The organism is Wolbachia endosymbiont (group B) of Villa cingulata (assembly GCF_964028285.1).
In the GTDB taxonomy this organism is placed as follows: Bacteria; Pseudomonadota; Alphaproteobacteria; order Rickettsiales; family Anaplasmataceae; genus Wolbachia.
In genome coordinates, this window is record NZ_OZ034766.1 from 297,041 (window position 1) to 315,004 (window position 17,964).

The 17,964-nt window shown below is 32.9% G+C and carries 20 protein-coding genes; 5 read left to right on the forward strand and 15 right to left on the reverse strand.

Annotated features, from left to right (window positions below):
• Positions 1–417: 417 nt before the first annotated feature.
• Both ABWU52_RS01570 and ABWU52_RS01575 read right to left on the reverse strand, forming a co-directional pair.
• Complete coding sequence (locus tag ABWU52_RS01570; RefSeq protein ID WP_353277216.1) at positions 418–1,575, reverse strand: hypothetical protein; 1,158 nt, start codon at positions 1,573–1,575, stop codon at positions 418–420.
• A 142-nt stretch (positions 1,576–1,717) separates the two neighbouring features.
• Positions 1,718–3,064 carry a hypothetical protein gene (locus tag ABWU52_RS01575; RefSeq protein ID WP_353277218.1) on the reverse strand — a complete coding sequence of 449 codons (1,347 nt, stop codon included), beginning with the start codon at positions 3,062–3,064 and terminating at the stop codon, positions 1,718–1,720.
• Positions 3,065–3,346: 282 nt separating this feature from the next.
• Here ABWU52_RS01575 and ABWU52_RS01580 point away from each other — a divergent pair, with 282 nt between their 5' ends.
• Entirely contained in the window at positions 3,347–4,030 is a 684-nt protein-coding gene (locus tag ABWU52_RS01580; RefSeq protein ID WP_353277219.1) for a hypothetical protein, read from the forward strand.
• A 21-nt stretch (positions 4,031–4,051) separates the two neighbouring features.
• Here the strand turns inward: ABWU52_RS01580 and ABWU52_RS01585 are convergent, their stop codons facing one another.
• Positions 4,052–5,140: an IS481 family transposase gene (locus tag ABWU52_RS01585; protein WP_353276176.1), complete on the reverse strand. Its 1,089-nt coding sequence runs from the start codon at positions 5,138–5,140 to the stop codon at positions 4,052–4,054.
• Positions 5,141–5,353: 213 nt separating this feature from the next.
• A complete protein-coding gene (locus tag ABWU52_RS01590; protein WP_353277221.1) occupies positions 5,354–6,124 on the reverse strand; it encodes a response regulator transcription factor in 771 nt (256 codons plus the stop codon).
• 323 nt (positions 6,125–6,447) lie between these two features.
• On the opposite strand from ABWU52_RS01590, the gene ABWU52_RS01595 reads away from it, so the two are divergent.
• Genes ABWU52_RS01595 through ABWU52_RS01610 form a run of 4 tightly spaced genes read left to right on the forward strand, consistent with a single transcriptional unit; the run spans position 6,448 to position 9,880 of the window.
• On the forward strand, positions 6,448–7,425 hold the full coding sequence (locus ABWU52_RS01595) for an NAD(P)H-dependent glycerol-3-phosphate dehydrogenase (protein WP_353277223.1): 978 nt from the start codon (positions 6,448–6,450) through the stop codon (positions 7,423–7,425).
• Positions 7,426–7,444: 19 nt separating this feature from the next.
• Positions 7,445–7,927 carry a phosphatidylglycerophosphatase A gene (locus tag ABWU52_RS01600; RefSeq protein ID WP_015587887.1) on the forward strand — a complete coding sequence of 161 codons (483 nt, stop codon included), beginning with the start codon at positions 7,445–7,447 and terminating at the stop codon, positions 7,925–7,927.
• On the forward strand, positions 7,917–8,708 hold the full coding sequence (locus tag ABWU52_RS01605) for a GNAT family N-acetyltransferase (protein WP_353277225.1): 792 nt from the start codon (positions 7,917–7,919) through the stop codon (positions 8,706–8,708). Before ABWU52_RS01600 ends, ABWU52_RS01605 begins: the two co-directional genes overlap by 11 nt.
• Before the next feature lie 35 nt (positions 8,709–8,743).
• Complete coding sequence (locus tag ABWU52_RS01610; protein WP_353277226.1) at positions 8,744–9,880, forward strand: hypothetical protein; 1,137 nt, start codon at positions 8,744–8,746, stop codon at positions 9,878–9,880.
• Between the two features lie 3 nt (positions 9,881–9,883).
• Here the strand turns inward: ABWU52_RS01610 and ABWU52_RS01615 are convergent, their stop codons facing one another.
• The 11 genes from ABWU52_RS01615 to ABWU52_RS01670 all read right to left on the reverse strand — a co-directional run bounded on the left by ABWU52_RS01615 (position 9,884) and on the right by ABWU52_RS01670 (position 17,893).
• Positions 9,884–10,672, reverse strand: coding sequence for a succinate dehydrogenase iron-sulfur subunit (locus ABWU52_RS01615; RefSeq protein WP_353277228.1), 789 nt, complete (start codon positions 10,670–10,672; stop codon positions 9,884–9,886).
• A gap of 54 nt (positions 10,673–10,726) precedes the next feature.
• Positions 10,727–11,185, reverse strand: coding sequence for an rRNA maturation RNase YbeY (gene ybeY, locus ABWU52_RS01620; protein WP_015587883.1), 459 nt, complete (start codon positions 11,183–11,185; stop codon positions 10,727–10,729).
• A gap of 348 nt (positions 11,186–11,533) precedes the next feature.
• Positions 11,534–11,932 (reverse strand): EVE domain-containing protein, encoded by a 399-nt coding sequence (locus ABWU52_RS01630; RefSeq protein ID WP_264330442.1) that lies wholly within the window; start codon positions 11,930–11,932, stop codon positions 11,534–11,536.
• Positions 11,932–13,116 (reverse strand): cell division protein FtsZ, encoded by a 1,185-nt coding sequence (ftsZ, locus tag ABWU52_RS01635; RefSeq protein ID WP_214249557.1) that lies wholly within the window; start codon positions 13,114–13,116, stop codon positions 11,932–11,934. The genes ABWU52_RS01630 and ftsZ overlap by 1 nt, the downstream gene beginning before the upstream one ends.
• 238 nt (positions 13,117–13,354) lie before the next feature.
• On the reverse strand, positions 13,355–13,816 hold the full coding sequence (locus tag ABWU52_RS01640; protein WP_353277232.1) for a hypothetical protein: 462 nt from the start codon (positions 13,814–13,816) through the stop codon (positions 13,355–13,357).
• A 77-nt stretch (positions 13,817–13,893) separates the two neighbouring features.
• Positions 13,894–15,360 carry a YifB family Mg chelatase-like AAA ATPase gene (locus ABWU52_RS01645; RefSeq protein ID WP_353277233.1) on the reverse strand — a complete coding sequence of 489 codons (1,467 nt, stop codon included), beginning with the start codon at positions 15,358–15,360 and terminating at the stop codon, positions 13,894–13,896.
• Positions 15,290–16,237 carry a recombinase zinc beta ribbon domain-containing protein gene (locus ABWU52_RS01650; RefSeq protein WP_353277235.1) on the reverse strand — a complete coding sequence of 316 codons (948 nt, stop codon included), beginning with the start codon at positions 16,235–16,237 and terminating at the stop codon, positions 15,290–15,292. Before ABWU52_RS01650 ends, ABWU52_RS01645 begins: the two co-directional genes overlap by 71 nt.
• A gap of 52 nt (positions 16,238–16,289) precedes the next feature.
• Entirely contained in the window at positions 16,290–17,168 is an 879-nt protein-coding gene (locus tag ABWU52_RS01655) for an IS3 family transposase (RefSeq protein ID WP_353277659.1), read from the reverse strand.
• Positions 17,144–17,443, reverse strand: a complete 300-nt coding sequence (locus ABWU52_RS01660) for a transposase (protein ID WP_064085359.1) — start codon at positions 17,441–17,443, stop codon at positions 17,144–17,146. Before ABWU52_RS01660 ends, ABWU52_RS01655 begins: the two co-directional genes overlap by 25 nt.
• A gap of 29 nt (positions 17,444–17,472) precedes the next feature.
• Positions 17,473–17,676, reverse strand: a complete 204-nt coding sequence (locus tag ABWU52_RS01665) for a hypothetical protein (RefSeq protein ID WP_353277237.1) — start codon at positions 17,674–17,676, stop codon at positions 17,473–17,475.
• On the reverse strand, positions 17,660–17,893 hold the full coding sequence (locus tag ABWU52_RS01670; RefSeq protein ID WP_353277239.1) for a hypothetical protein: 234 nt from the start codon (positions 17,891–17,893) through the stop codon (positions 17,660–17,662). Before ABWU52_RS01670 ends, ABWU52_RS01665 begins: the two co-directional genes overlap by 17 nt.
• Positions 17,894–17,964: the final 71 nt, after the last annotated feature.

Genomic DNA, 17,964 nt, shown 5'->3' on the forward strand with positions numbered 1-17,964 from the left:
TTGAACAGGTATCTATTTCACTATAGACTTACCTCAGTTTTTCGTTCTCATATCAAATGAATTAATGCTAACCTAGCAATATATTTTACTAAAAATTTAAGTAAAATAACTATTTCCAGTGGTTAAAATCAAGGAACGTGAGAACTGTTTTTCTTGGGATGGATTGGTCTACCAAATTATACATACGAACTTTTTCATATGGTAATTTTACCATGCCGCAAAATCACCCATATTAGCTTACTTTGACTAAATTTATATACGCACTAACGTACCTAACTTTGTTGCAACAGTTTTGTGCTTTTATTTTTACAAACCTATTTGTACGCAGCTTGTTCTCACGAATATATGTACTTTTTTGCGATTTTGGAAAGAGTAAATAAACAAATCTTTCGTGACTCTAAAGTCAGGCATTTCTTCTCAACTTATTTTAGCGGCATCTTTATAATTAAAATTATTACATCCAATTGGATCATCCTCTTCTTTTGCGCCATAGTAGTTTCTAATCCCATGGCTTAACTGCTTAGAATAATCAAAATTAAATGCTCCTTCATCAAATGCTTCTTCCTTTAAATTTCTAAACCAGTACTTTATTTCTGCTTCTGTTGTTTGTTCTGGTGGTACTGATGTAGATTTTTCGGGATACTGTGCTGTACTATGACACGACAAACACGAAGATTTTTTATTATCTATTGGACCATTAAGCCTACTTAAATATCCTAAAGAACCTTTTACCATATCGGAATTTATCCAACTCTCCAATAACCTTTTCCCAATTATGTAATCTGATGTAAAATAATTAGAATCATTACCCCATGCAACTCCTAATAATTTCATATTAAACCATGGATTCTTATTGTTCATCTTATAATCATAAATAAACGTACCTGCAACCCATCCTGTTTCTTCTGACCTCTTATCTTTAACTAAAAAATCAATTTGAAATAACCTCAGTTCCTTAAATACTTTTGGAGTTCCTTTTTCAGATTGATTAATATACCCGGCCCAAGTGATGCTCTTTTTAAGAGTTGGAATATTCTCCTCTGTTGCTTCTGTAAATACTAATTTTGTGCTTACTGTACCATCTAAGAATTTCCCTTTGGTAATATCAGGATTGTTTATATCTTTCCATACCTGGCCATATGTATAGGCTCCTTGCTCATTAATAATAGAAATTGCCCAATTTTGTATCATGGACTTTTGATCATTATGTAATTCACCGGGCTTAAAGGATCTTTCTCTCGTTAAACCATTAATAAATTCTCTACCATTTACTCCATAATGCATCCATGGTGCATGATACCAATTAGCAATCTTATTACAATGTAAATCAAAATCACAATCGATATTCCCATCATATATATACTTTAAAATTGTATAGGCGTATTCCTGTGGTTCATCTTTAAACGATATGTATTCCCACGGTCTTTCTTTATTACTTGGTTCAGCAGGATAATCAGTCTTAATTTTAAAAATTTTGCCCCTATATCCTGAAGGTATTTCATCACACGAAGATATTACTGTTCTATTGGCATATACAAAACTATTACTTAATATTACAAACGATAAGATTAACAAGCTCCAAGTTCGCATTTTAAATTCTATATAATGTCTCTAATTTTTGCTAAATTATACCTTCATATTCTGTTATCCTTTTACAAACTGTACTCTTATTCTAACTTTATAAATCCCTTGTATTTCGGTGAATGGTTACACAAATTTATGATGACAACATCTTGATTTTAGCATCATCTATGCTAACTTGATCTAATGTATCAAGTGGCTTGTTTTCTTTAGCTTGAGTACAACAATATAGAACTAGGGTAATAGAACCTAAAATGATAAAAGCAGCACCCAAAATTGCCAATAATATGAGATTACCTTTCTGATCAGAGATAAGAGGCTTTCCTAAAAATGAAGAAGTTAGTGACCCTAAAAAAACAGCACATGATAATGCTGTAAGACACAAAGAGACCTTCTTTTCTTTAGAATTTTTCTGCGATAGATTATAGCTTGAAGTTTTGTAGACTAATTCTTCACCTTCACTTGTATCTCTGGTGCTAAAACAGATTTTTTGAAAAATTCTTGATGATTTACTATTTATACTCTCTCTACTTACCTCTTTTGGTGAATTGTCTGGAGTGCTACTCGCTGAAATCAGTGGTTCACTGCTATTTAATAATTGATTACTGTTATCTTCATTGTGCTTCGATGCTTCTAGGGTATCTGTGTTAGTTATTTCAATACTTTTATTTTCTTCATCCAATTTTACTAAAGTGTCTTTTGAAACTTCTTTTCTGCCACTCTGTTCATTTTGTAATGAAACATCTTGCTGATCATCGTTAGTATAAATACTACCTTTACTTGCATTAAACCGAATACTATCTGAATCTGTTAAAATACTATCATCAGAACTTTTATATGTTTCGCTTTCATTTTCAGGAGTAACAAAACTTTCTTCACTAGCAAACGTGGTTTCTTGAACATTACTAGAAGTATCATTTTCATCTTCTGGCAATAATCTTTCATTACTACCTAATGGACTGTTATTGTTCTCATTGTAATCTTTTACCTTCTCATTCGATACTACTAAAACTTTATTGTTGTTTTGTCCATCTAACTGTAGATTTATTGTAGCATCTTTTTTGCTCTCTAATGATGCCGATGTCTCTTGCACTATGTTCGAGTCAGTACTCTCATTAATCTGGGAGAAAGTTGTTGAGATCTCTTTTTGATTTTTCTGACTCAACTTTAAATCTTGATTTACATTAGTAGAGCCTAGATGGTAATTATCATAATGAAACCCCTCTCTCCTTACTTCATCGGGTGAGCCAGCTGAAATACAAAAACTATGAGTACTACCAGGTGTACCAACTAATTCATGAAGACTACCCGTATTAGGCATACCAAATTCCTGTTCCACACTCCTGTTCTTACTCTTATCTTTCCCTTTCCCTTTCATATAATCAGATTCACAAACACCACCTGATCTTCGAGAACCAAGTTGTACATTGTTCGCCAAAGGTAATGGTGTGAGATTTTTCCTTTGCTGATTTTTTTTACCCATAACGCCTACTCCAATACAAATTTTTATCGACCACTATGAATTTTAACTTGACCTAATTATTGAATCAATTTAAAACAACTGAGCTTCGATAACACGTTTAGGTCATGTATAACGATTAACTTGTACCTTATGCAAGCTAAAAAAGATAGTAAAATTATCTCTTTAGCCAGCAGTACTTGAAACTGAAAGTGGAAAGTGAGTATAGATTTATGTTAATTTTTATGGCTTGCCTTCTCTCGATGCTTGTAATAATATAATTGTTATTTTACTTAGTAGAAGATAATGGGAAATTTGCGCAATGAAACCAATAGTACACCTTATATTATAGCCAATGCTTTTGCTACTCTTACATTACTTACATCTGTAGCACTTGCTGCATCCTCTTATTTTGGCTTTTTCTCTTCAGTTGAGTCTTTGAACATAGCTTTCACTGTTGCAACGGTTTTATCTATACTATCTATCTTGGTAGTTGTACTTTCATATGAAAATGAACTGGGAGTTTGGAAAAATAAATTTGCTAAAAAAGTACTAGAGCTAGAAAACGAGCTAACTCTAAAGCAAGAAGCTAAAGAAACTGCAAATAATCAAATGGAAGAATTAAAGAATCAATTACAGCAGAAAGATAAAGAGCTAATTGACAAAAAACAACAATTGGATGATAAATGTGAGGACATTTCTGCATTAACAACAGAAAAAGAAAAACCAGAAGTAGAATTAACAAGCCCAGAAGAAAACATAAGACAATTATACGCGTTAAAAAACAAAGAGTTAAATGATAAAGACATTCAAATCCAGGAATTAAGTAATCAGTTAGGTAATCTTAATACTGAAAAGAATGATGATATATGGTATACTCAGACTTCGAAAGCGAAAATAGCAAAATTGAAAGGGGATAAAAATTTGCTTATAGAAAAATTACAGTCTATGAGAGAGGAAATTAAATGGAAAGATGATGTAATAGTTTAGACTTAATCTGACAAGCATGAATTATCTGACAGAAGAATCGACGAAGTCAAAACCGATATCAGAATCTGCTTTAATGTTATCAATATTTTTTTGGTAAGCAATATGCATACTGTCAAAAAAGGTCTGCATAGGAGTCTTACCGTAGCAATACTTACCAGAATGAGGTCTAGCTCTATTGTAAGAATGCAACCAATGATCAACATCTAACTGAAGCTCTTCCAAAGTACTATAAATCTTTTTCCTAAAGATAATATTGTAACATTCGTCTTGCATAGTTCTATGAAGCCTTTCACATATACCATTAGTCTGTGGAGAATAAGCTTTGGTTCTAGAGTGATCAATATTTTCTATTCCCAAATATAGCTGGTACGCATGATTCCCTGGTTTGCCACAATACTCCGTACCTCTATCGGTTAAAATGCGTAGCAATGGAACTTTCTGTTCATCAAAAAATGGTATAACTCTATCATTGAGAAGATCTGCAGCTGTTATGGCAGTTTTCTCCGTATAAAGCTTAGCGAAGGCCACTCTAGAGTAGGTATCAATAAAAGTTTGTTGATAAATTCGTCCAATACATTTGATATTGCCTACATAATAGGTATCTTGACTACCTAAGTATCCAGGGTGTTGTGTCTCAATTTCGCCATGTGCCTCTTTTTGTTCCTTAGCTTTTTCTAAAGCAGTAACTTGCTCCTCTGTCAAAATTATACCATCTTGTACTACCTTCGCTTCCAGCGCTTTCAATCTCTTTTTAAAATTTTCAAGATCGTTTCTTTGCCATATTGATCTTATCCCGCTAGCAGATATTAGAATTCCTCTCTTTTTCAGTTCATTTGCTGCTCTTTCTTGTCCATATGCTGGAAATTCTATTGCTATTTCAACTACTGCTTTTTCTATATTCTCTGATACTCTATTTGCATATAATGGCTTACTTTTACTTATCTCATGTAATCCCTCTTCTCCTCCTGTTTCATATAGTTCTTTGAATCGGTAAAATGTATCTCTCGAATATCCCATCACTTTACATGCCTGCGATACATTCCCTAATTGTTTTGCAAGTTCTAGCAATCCTAACTTTGGTTTTAATATTTTTTCTTGTGTTGTACTCATATCTGACACTCCTTTAAAATTTGTTTATATTTTTATCTTACTCTATTCGCTTGTCAGATTAAGTCTAAACTATTACAGCAACTTTTCTATTTTTTGCTGCAAGTCTTTGTAAAGTTCTAAAAGACTAACCATGTTACCTCACTTTTACGATTGGTTTTTATCTTATTTCATCTACCTATTTTGTTGCTTCAATGAATGGGTGAATAAAGCATTTCATGCGTTGTCCTTCACTTGTTCTGCTTGATAGTCACTACTGCTTTCGCTTATATTAGCACTAGAGTATTCTTCATCGTCAACATACTCTTTTAGAACATATCCTCTACCCCAAACGGTTTCTATGTGGCTTATTCCATCATTTGCACTTTCAAGTTTTTTACGTAATTTACACATAAAAACATCAACTATTTTGTTGTCTGAAGGTTCGTCCAAGCCATTGTAAAGATGGTTTAAAAACATTTCTTTTGTCAACACTGCTCCTTTACGCAATGCCAGCAATTCTATCATGGAATACTCTTTGTTAGTAAGGTGAACTGTTTTGCCTTTTACCTCAACAATCCTGTGATCAAAATTGATATTCATATTACCAATCTTTATCACTGATTCGGGATGACCTTTAGTACGTCGGACTATGGCCTTAATTCGAGCTAATAATTCGCTCTTGTGAAATGGCTTGGTTAAGTAATCGTCGGCACCATACCCAAGTCCTTTAGCTTTATGGTTGGCAGCGGAGATACACGAAAGTATTAAAACAGGAACTTTGATTTTTGCACTTCTTAATCTTAACAGTATATCATATCCATCAATATCACCAGGCAGGTGTATATCTAGAATAACTAGATCGTAATAGTCTCCACCCGAGGAAACCATATTATTGTTATAATCTTGTGCAGAAGTAACAACGTCGCAAAAATGTCCATCAGAAGTTAAGGCATTAACTACAGTCCTTGCACTTACTTGATCATCTTCAATTAATAATATACGCATATTTTACACCCCATAAATAATTTATAATTTTAGTAATATATATAACCAAGGAAAGTAACAAATCAAATTTTTATTAATGAATAATAGAAATTACACTTATTAATTAATAGTTAATGTGTTGTTCCAAAATTATACAAATAGATCTAAAATACAATAGATATACTATAATAATACTATTTTTAGTAAATATTGAATAGAAGCTATTTTTATTAAAAGAATACTTAGGTTAATAGATATTTAAACTATTTTATACTTTTATGTTATATTTTTAATTTACTTATTCTACAGTTTTAAATTATAAGTAATACTTTCAGGAATATTGAGTGGTAATATCAGTTTTAGGTGCTGGCGCATGGGGTACAGCAATTGCGATTTCATTAAGTAGTAAGAAAAATGTAATTTTGTGGACTCGCAATAAGGCCATATTTGAATCAATTAAAGAGAAAAGAGAAAGTGACAAGCTACCTGATTGTCCAATTTCTGATAACGTATCAGTAAAATTAGCTATTGAAGATGCAGTTAATGCTTCAGTAATAATTCTAGCTGTTCCCACTCAGTCTCTAAGGGAGATATGTCATCAATTGAATGATTGTAACCTAAAAAAAAATGTAGCAATAATTTTGGCTTGTAAGGGAATAGAAAAATCTACATTAAAATTACCTAGTGAAGTAGTCAATGAAGTTTTACCTAATAATCCTCTTGCTGTTTTTTCTGGTCCTAGCTTTGCTATAGAAGTTGCAAGAAAATTACCATATTCGATGGTTCTTGCATGTCAAAATGAAGTATTAGGTTCAAAATTAGTATCAGAGCTACAGCAAGAAAATATTAAATTGTACCTTAGTAGCGATGTTATAGGAATACAGGTTTGTGCAGCGTTAAAGAATGTTTTTGCTATAGCATGTGGGGTTGTTCTAGGTAGGTTTGGGTTTAATGCTCATGCAGCATTAATTACGAAAAGTATGAGTGAAATTAAGGCTTTATACTCAGCAAAAGTTAGTGACGGCAATGTAGATATAAATACACTACTTGGACCAGCATGCTTAGGTGATTTGGTTGTGACATGCACATCATTAAATTCAAGAAATCTATCTTTTGGATCTAAAGTAGCTAATAGTAATGGTTCTAGTGCTCAGCAGATTTTATCAGAAGGTAAGTCGGTAATTGAAGGTTTTAACACTGCTAAGTCTGCATTTGATTTAGCAGAAAAGCTAAAAATAAAAATGCCCATATGTGAAGCGATCTATAGATTGCTATATGAAAATACTTCTATAGAAGAGACTATTTCTGTTCTTATAAATTAGTTTTATATTTCGGTATATTGTGAAATTTTTATATAAATTAATATCAACATGGTGGCTATCTGGCACGGTAAAAAACATGCCAGGTACTATAGGCAGCTTGGCTGCTTACCCAATTGTTCCTATATTACTCAATGACAGAATTTTAGGTACAGCAATTATTTTTTTTTTATTCTTAGTTGGATTATGGTCTACAGGCAATTATATACAACATTACAAAGCTCCGCATGATCCAAAAGAGGTAGTAATTGATGAAGTAGTTGGTCAATTGCTGACAGTACTTCTAGTTTCAATATTATTAGAACAAGAAATGAATAGCTCTGTATTGTTGGTGTGCTTTTTCTCCTTTAGGTTTTTTGATATAATAAAAGTGTGGCCTATAAATTTGATTGATAAAAATACAAAAGGTCCTTTAGGTATTATGCTAGATGATGTTGTAGCTGCAATTTTAGCCTTTGTTTTTATAGGAGCCTTTTATTGTTTATTGTTGGTTTATGCAGAATAAAAAAATTTGTTATTCAAGCTTAATTATTCAGAACCTAAAGGATTATATACTTTATGCAACGAATTTGTCCAAGTGGGAAATACATGACGAATTTGATAATGTTATATTTACAGTAAATGGTACCAGAGAATCGTTATTTAATTTTGTGTTTTGTGAAGATCAATGTACTGAGCTTTCCATATGCAGAACTCTAGATTATCTCAAAGCACGAAATATAGAAGCAACATGGATAATAAGTCCACGTGTAAAAATAGGGGGTATTTTAGAAAAATGCGAAATAAAACACGTTAGCACACCAAAAAAAGTTTTACTCAATATAAAAGATTATTTTTTGCCTGATGATGCTGTTCCAAATTTGAAGTTCAATGTTGTAAATAGTAGTGAGCTCTTAGAGCAATTAGATTTACACACTTCTAAAATTTTTTATCACAGAATTAGTATTGTTAGCACATTTTTTCGCCAATTATCGAATTATGATGATAAGAGCTCAAGGTTAAGATTTTTTCTTGTAATGCTAAATAACGAAATTGTTGGAACATGCGGTCTTTATATTCAAGACAGCATAGCTGGTTTTTATAGCGATGGAGTTTTACCAATTTACAGGGGTCGTGGAATAGGAACTCAAATGGTTCTAGAAAGAATAAAGATAGCTAGGCAATTTGAATGCAAATACATAGTAGCACATTGCATGAAACCTTCTGTAAACCTTTATAAGAGATTAGGCTTTAGGGTATTGGGCAATCTTCACTTATATACCTCTTCAGTACAATCTCTTTGCTGAGAGGTTACAAATTTTTATATTTGTTTTAGAATACTATGTTTTTTTTGTATGAAATAGTTTTACTACTAATTCTAGTATTCTTCTTTTTCTCATATTCTAAATTAAAAATTAGTAATAAAATTAAGGACTTACAACATCAAAATGTTATCATAAATAATTTAATAGATACTGTGAATGATGGATTTTATATTTGGGACGCAAAAAAACGTATAGAAAAATTTTCTCCCAATTTACTAATTTTGCTTAATACTGTTTTTTATTCATTTAATGAGTTTGTAAATTTTTTTGAGCAATCAGAAAGCTTAATTAAAAGTTTTGCTGAGGCAAAGGAAATAAATAAATCTTTTACTCTAGATTTAAAGTCAAAAGACAGTGAGGTTTATTGCACATGTTATGGTAAAAGCATAATAGATTATTCTAATAATGTGATTGGTGTGTTGTTATGGATAAGGAATATCTCCGATTATAAGATAAAAGCTAATGAACTTGAGTTAGAAAATAGTAAGCTTATGCGAGAATTGGAGAACTATAAAAAAATTTTTGACTCTTTACCATTTCCAATACTGAAGCACAATAAGAATAAAAAAGTAAGGTTTTATAACTTATTTTATGATAAATATATAGGCAGCTCTAAAAAATTTACTGTTGCGAGTGGCTCCTATAACGTAAAACCAGGAGAGTGTGTAATAACTTACAAGAACGAACCTAAGGTTTTTAATTTTGTTGAAGTTCCAATGCAAAATTCCAATAGCATAGTAATGTATGGAAAAGATATTAGTGATGAAAAAAAATTACATACTGAGCTAAGCAATTGTTTAGCTGCACAAGAAAGTTTGCTTGAGAAGCTATCGATTGCTGTAGCGATATATAGTCAGAATCAAAAGCTAAAATTTTATAATAATGCTTTTATAAAAACTTTTCAGTTTGATCCAAAATTTTTGGAGTCTTATCCAACTTATCACGAGATTATGCTTCACCTATTTGAATCTAAAAAGCTTTTAGGAAAAAAGGATTTTCAAACTATTAATAATCAAAGACATGAGTTGTTCAAAAGATTACTGGAATCATATGGTGAAACAATACATTTCATGAATGGAAGAACGTTTAGAGTATTAACAATACCCTATGCTTCAGAGGGTCTACTATTTTCTTACGAAGAGTGCCAGAAATAGCACTCAAATTCCTTCTCTCTCTACCATAAGCTGTTTTACTTTCGCTATCGCTTTTGCTGGGTTAAGCCCTTTCGGGCAGGTTTTTGTACAATTCATTATTGTATGACAACGATACAACTTAAATGGGTCGTTTAAAGAAGCAAGTCTTTCTTCTTTCTTATTATCACGACTGTCAGCAACCCATCTATAAGCTTGCAGTAATATCGCTGGCCCTAAAAATTTATCACCATTCCACCAATAGCTTGGGCAACCAGTCGAACAGCAAGCACATAGTATACAATCAGACAGACCATCCAATTTTTTTCTATCTTCAGGAGATTGAAAGTATTCTTTATTTTGTAAGGCAGATTTATCTGTTTGTAACCAAGGTTTAATCGATTTGTATTGCTCATAAAATTGGCTTAGATCTGGAACTAGATCCTTTACTATATACATATGAGGTAGTGGATATATTTTTACTTCACCTTTTATATCATGTATAGATTTAGTGCATGCAAGAGTGTTGGTACCATCAATATTCATTGCACAAGATCCGCATATTCCTTCTCTGCAAGAGCGTCTAAAAGTTAAGGTTGAATCTATTTCATCCTTTATTTTTATTAATACATCAAGTACCATAGGGCCACAATTATCCATATCGATAAAAAATGTGTCTATTCTTGGATTTTTATCATCATCAGCAGACCAACGATAAATTTGAAATCTTCTAATATTTTTTGCTCCAGTAGGAGTAGGATAAACCTTGCCCTTTTTATTAACTTTAGAATTTTTTGGTAAAGAAAACTGAACCATATTGCTTACCTTTTACAGCTGAAACCCCTTTTTTGTAAATAACATATTTTGGTATTATCTACCATACTTTTCCTTTTCAAATTCAAGCAAAGCTAAAATCTTGCTCTCTAAACTTTTCATTATAATTTCTTCATCTTCTTTTTGATGATCATAGCCAAGTAAATGCAGCAATCCATGAACTAACATGTGTGCAGTGTGAGTGAGGATAGATATACAGTACTCATGAGACTCTCTTTCTATTGTATCTACTGCAATTGCTATGTCTCCTAGATCACATTCACTAGATAACTGTTCGCATGGAAATGATAGTACATTAGTTGGCTTATCTATTTCTCTAAACTTAAGATTAAGTTGATGTAGCAAGTTATCATCAGCGAGAGCTATTGATATATTTGGTTTATAATGATCTATTTTTAATTCTTTTAGAGAAGCGTTAATAATATTTAATACAAAACTCTGTGGGTCCTTCGTAATACTATGCCACCTCTTATCAAGAATATTTACTTCTAACATGAATAAAGCACTAGAAAGGACATTATCCCATCACTTGACATTGGAAACCAAAAAAGAAGAATTATAGACCATCGTATCATACACACAACTATACGAATATTGTACACTAGAAGTATGTCATCCCAGTGCTCCGACACTGGGATCCAGGAATTCTGATTAGACATTAGGTGAGTGAATATAAAAGCTATATTAAAACACAACATTTTTAATGTGGTTGCATTACAGCTGGATTCCAGTATCAAGCACTGCTTTGTGTTTGATGAAAAATCGGCTACTTCGAAACAAACACTCATACAGCTGTATGTTGTGTGCTGAGGTAATATTGTTTGGAAACTGAAACAACAGGTATTACACATCACTCATCCTTATTATTTCATTCCACTCAGTCTCTAAAACTGGAGAAACTGATAAACGTGATTGTTTTAATATAACCATATTTTTCAAAAGTGGGTTTTGTTTTATACTGTTTAACGTCACTTGGTTACTTAAAGGTTTCAAAAGTTTTACATTCACTAGTCCAAATTTGGAATTATAAACATGATAATACTCCTTTAATACTTCAACTATTCCAAGTATAACTCTCTCTTTACCTGTATGATAAAAAAATGCAAGATCGCCTAATTTCATAGCTCTCATGTAATTTTGAGCTTGATAATTGCATACACCATTCCACTGCGTCACCTGCTCCTTTCCCATTTTTTGCCACGAGTATTCACTTGGTTCTGACTTGAGTAGCCAAAATTGCATTATTTTTTTCTTCTTAGATAAGCTGGTATATCATAAACATTGCTGCCCCACTTAACTCTTTCATTTGTTTGCTCAGTTGAAGCATATTCTTTTGTTTCTAATATTGGAATTTGATTATAAGGCCATTTAAAATTTTTTTCCTCTGCTGGGATCTTGTTTTGATTAACAGATGAATTGTCGTTACAGCTATCAATGCCAGTTGCAAGAACAGAAACTCTAACTCTTCCCTCCATCGCCTGATCAAAAGTGGCACCAAATATTATATTTGCATTTTCATCCACTTCTTCACGCACTCTATTGGCTGCAGCATCAACTTCAAATAGAGTCATATCTCCACCACCAGTAATATTAATCAATATTCCTTGCGCACCTTTCATTGATACATTATCAAGCAATGGATTAGATATCGCAGCCTCTGCAGCACTAATTGCCCTATCTTCTCCTTCTGCCTCTCCAGTACCAATCATTGCTTTACCCATCTCACTCATTACTGTTTCTATATCAGCAAAATCAAGATTAATCAGTCCTGGCATGATCATCAAATCAGTTACTCCTCTTATGCCAATATGCAGAACATTATCGGCGAGTTGAAATGCGTCAGCAAATGTAGTTTTCTCGTTAGCAATTCTAAATAAATTTTGATTGGGAATGACAATAAGTGTATCTACGTATTTTTGCAACTCTTCAAGTCCAAGCTCTGCAATGCGCATACGTCGCACACCTTCAAAACCGAACGGCTTAGTTACAACTCCAACAGTCAGTATCTTTTTTTCTTTTGCTCCTTTATCTTTAACTACCGCTCTTGCTTCTCTGGCTGCTTTTGCAATTACCGGTGCAGCACCTGTTCCAGTACCACCACCCATTCCTGCTGTGATAAAGAGCATATGGCTATCTTTTATATGCTCCATAATTTCATCAATTGATTCTTCTGCTGCACCTTTACCAACATCAGGCAAAGCACCAGCACCAAGGCCCTTAGTTAAGTTAATACCAAGCTGAATTTTTTTATCACATAATGACTTCTCTAACGCTTGAGCATCGGTATTTGCTACAACAAAATTTACTCCTTGTAAATTGGATTGAATCATGTTGTTCACAGCATTTCCACCAGCACCACCCACTCCCACAACGGTAATCCTTGGGTGTAATACAGGTAGCTCTGGTAAACTAAGGTCGATTGACATTTAAATTTTACTCAAATATTAGTGAATTCACTTGATAACAAGTTACTATCTTTTTAACAATATGCAAACATTTTTCATTTTGACATACGCAAACAGTAAACAAGATTTACTTATTCTTAACATTAATAGATATAATGACTACATACTTTCAAATAACACTACTTAAAATGCAAAAAAAACGGAAAGTACTTGTAAGTAAAAAAGGACAGAAGCCTGTCCTTTTTGTTGAAAGCATAATTTATGTATAGCGAGCATTCACCAAGCAAGGCATTGCTTCAAGTTCCTCAATCCCAGTTGCTGGTTGTTCATTCTCTTCGTTTACTTTTGTTGCTATTGTGTTAATGTTGCTATTGAGGACTTTAATTTCCTCTGATTTACCACTGTTTTTATATGCAAGCACAGGTGCAGTTATGAAAGCTGCTACTGTAGCAAGAACTACCAAACTAGCAATGAGTGGATGAGCAACTGCAAATGCAGACATTGCAGTAATTGCAGGACTAACAAGTGTTGCAGCTTTTGTTCCAACTGTACCAACAAAAGTTGCATAAGCTGGACTTAAGAAATAAGCAGCTGTCAGCGAAGCTACTGTTGCAATTGCTAAAAAAGTTGCGGCTGTTTTATACGGATGTTTTGTTACAAAACCATAACCCTGATTATAAACTTCTTTAACTTTATCTTTGATTGTTTCTACTATCGGCATAACTGTACTCCTAAAATATTAAAATTTCACTAATGGTAGTATATGGCAAAAAAAAGTTTTCTGTCAAGTAAATTAATTTATTTATACATTCTTATTCTGTAATTCAGCGCTTCTGCAATGTGTGCTCTTTTTATTTCCTCACTTTTCGCAAGATCTGCAATGGTTCTTGCGACTCTTAATACACGTGTGTAGCCTCGATTGGAAATGTAATTTTCTTTCAGTACGTATTTTAGCAATTCTAACCCTTCCTGATCTGGTTCAGTGAATTTATTTAATGCTTCACCACTGACTTCTGCATTGCAACGAATATTAAATTTACTATAACGCTCAGTTTGAATTTTTCTCGCTGATATCACTCTTTCTCTTATCGTCTTAGTACTTTCTCCTTCTGAACAAATTTCAGGAGAGAATATATTGACGTTTGGCATTTCAATGCATATGTCTATTCTATCAAGCAAAGGTCCTGATATTTTATTTCTATAATCTGTGCCGCATTTTGGAGCTTTGTTGCACGATCTACTTGCATCACCTAAGTAACCGCACCTGCAGGGATTCATTGCAGCTATAAGTTGAAAATTAGCTGGATAAGTGATGTGAGCATTTGCACGTGCAATAGTAACTTTTCTATCTTCAAGTGGTTGACGTAGAGAATCAAGTACAAGCCTTGGAAATTCAGGTAGCTCATCAAGAAATAACACACCATTGTGAGCCATGGTGATTTCCCCAGGCTTTGCATTTTTCCCTCCTCCTATCATCGCTGACATCGAGCATGAGTGATGAGGTTCACGAAAGGGACGAGTTACTTTAAATGTTTCGTTACCGGCTTTTGTTATGCTATAGATAATATTAACATCAATCATCTCCTGCTCAGTCAAATCAGGTAATAGCCCTATAAATCTCTTAGCAAGCATTGATTTTCCAGTACCAGGAGGTCCAACAAGAAGCATATTGTGTCCACCTGCTGCTGCAATTTCAGCTGCTCTTTTTGCAACAACTTGACCTTTAATATCCTTTATATCTGGAACTGAATTTTTTTCTTTGGGTGCAGCGCTATAGTTAAAAGTTACCAGCTGAATTAACTGCTCACCCTTAAAATGTCTGATAATATCGGTTAATTTCTCTATAGCTAGAATAGAAACATTCTTTACCCATGAAGCTTCTACTCCATTTCCCCTTGGGCAAATTACTCCTTTATTTGCCTGTTTTGCATTGATTGCTGTTGGAAGTACTCCTGAGATTGGTATGACTCTGCTGTCTAGTGCAAGCTCACCCATAATGATATAAGACTGAACTTTTTCAACTGGTATCACATTCATTACAACAAGTAATCCAACAGCAATAGCTAAGTCATAATGACTACCTTCTTTAAGCAAATCCGCAGGGGAAAGATTAACCGTAATCCTTTTTGGAGGTAACAGAAGATTGATTGAATTTAACGCTGCTCTGATACGCTCTCTGGATTCTGCAACAGTTTTATCCGGCAGTCCAACAATATTGACTGCTAGTACAACATTGCATAATTCTATTATGGCTATTTTGATCAAAATTTGCAAGACTTTTTATGCGGAATACTATATACAAGTGATTGTGATTGATTTCAATTTGATGAATCAACATTCTAATAATATTTTGTTTAGTCTGCCAATCTACTTGATCAAGCTTTGATTCAACACTTGAGGAAAAGTTTTTCAAGCTATCTGTAACAAGGCTCAATTCTTGTTGTAGTTTTTTTTGATCAAGCGTTCTTTCTTTCTCTTCTTCAATTTCTTTCAAATGCTGTTTCATTGTTGTGATTCTTGGTTCAAATTCTTCTTGGCTTATAAACCCTTTAGCATAGCTATCAATAAATTTTTTGATACTTAATCTTAGCTTACTTTCTTGCTTTTCACGTGTTTGATTATGTAAAGGGTTTTTGTTCTCTGATAATCTACGTTGATATTCATTTGCAATCCTATCTGGCTCTTTCAAGATACTCTTGACTTCTTCCCATATAACTCCATCTAATATATCAGTGCGTATTGATTTATTATCGCAGATTTTATTGCCATTAAATTTGCTAGAGTTTGTACCAGAGCAACGATAGTAATAATATGTCGACTTTTTATGAACGTGGTTTGTACCACAATAAGTATATTGACAACGTTGGCATACCATTAAACCTTGCAATAAATATGTTTCTCTTCTTTGTCGTACTCTTGCTCTCTGTCTATTTTCAGCTAGTTGTGCTTGCACTGAATCAAATAAATGCTCATTGATTATTTTTGGTACTGGAATATAAGTCCAGTTCTCTTTATCACTATTAAAGCGACCACTTTTAAGTTTACCACAAGTTCCTTTTTTTGACTTTTTTACTTGTGGTTTTGAGCATGTCCTAGTTTTACCATAAGCTGCTTTTCCTATATAAGCAGGATTTCTTAACATGTTCCAAATGACCTTACCCAGAAAAAGTAGACAGAAAGTTAAGACGTTTTTGCTATGAGAATGATGAATCAAAAAGCTCAGGAATGCAATAGTTAATAGTAGAATGTCTACGCTGTTTATTATAAAAAATTTCTATATATTCAAATATTGCGGTTTTAGCTTGTTGTGCAGAGTGTTGTGAAGTATCAATGAGTAACTCTCTCTTAAGTGAACTAAAAAAGCTCTCTGAAACAGCATTATCATAACAACAACCTTTGTGACTCATACTAGAAGTAATATTTTTTGTACTTAGTAAAAATTGATAATTTTTAGAGGTGTATTGCGATCCTTGATCGCTATGAAATAGTAGATTTTTAGCAGATTTGCGCCTACCAATAGCCATGAATAACGCATCTATAACTAATTGCCTATTTACTGCATTACTCATTGACCAGCCAATCACCATGCGTGAATATAAATCTATTATTGCTGCCAAATATAACCATCCTTCATTAGTTTTTATGTACGTAATATCAGTTACCCATATCTTGTTAGGTTGATCAGCGATAAAATTCTGATTTAATATGTTAGGAGTTATAACTCTATTGTCTATTTGTGGTTTTTTACTTTTAAACTTTCGTCTAAGCTTAGCTTGAATGCCATTTTTCTGCATAACATTTTGCACTGTTTTGATGTTATAATTTTTACCTAAAGCCTTTAATTCAGCGTGAATTTTAGGAGCTCCGTATCTGCATTGTGATGCTCGATATACCTTCTGAATATCTTGTATGAGCTCTTCTCTTATTGATTTTTTGTTGTTTTTTTCCTTAGTAATCCATTTATAATAACCACAAGCAGATACGTTCAAAAATCTGCATGATTCCCGTATTTTATAGCATTTTTTATGTTCTTTTATAAAAGAATATTTTACTCTTTTTGGTTTGCAAAATATCCCAGGGCTTTTTTTAAAATGTCTCTTTCCCTCGTTACTCTTGCCAGCTCTTTCTTTAAATCAAACTTTTCTTTGTCACAATGAGCTACTTTCCCTTTTCCTGGAAACGCATCTACTCCAGACATTCTATCATTGTATGTTTTTACCCATCTGCTTAATGAATCACCGCTAATACCCAAATCTCTTGCTATTTTTGCTGATGATTGACCTGTTTCTTTTACTAGTCTTATAGCTTCAATTTTGAATTCTGCTGTATATTCTTTTCTTTTTGTCATACCACACCTCTTTGAAAAAACGTTTTATTTTACTTCAAAAACGTCTTAACTTTCTGTCTACTTTTTCTGGGTAAGGTCACTTTAAAGCTATGATATAAAGGCTCACCAAGATTAACTGGATCGACTGTAAGGCGTTCCTGTATTGCTTTGTTTACTCTTAATTCTATTTTTATCGGTAAAGATGGAAGATCTTTTTCAGTGACATTCTTCAAAAATTTAATCTTGTAATCCACTTGATCTCCACTTTACATCTTTGTAATCAACTGTTTCTACACCTTCAATATCATATTGATCAGCAACCACAGATAATAAAAAATCTTCCATTTCATTATCTATTGCTTCTCTCAGTAGTTTTTCTGCTAATGCTTGAGCAGGTTGCTTAGTAAGTTCAGATAATTCAGCAAGATGCTGTAAAGTTTCTTTACTGAAAGCTAAATTAGCGTTTGCCATAAATTTTACCGAAATCTACTAATAATTATACAACATTTTTCTGAAATTTTCAATAAAGAAAGCGAAGTAAT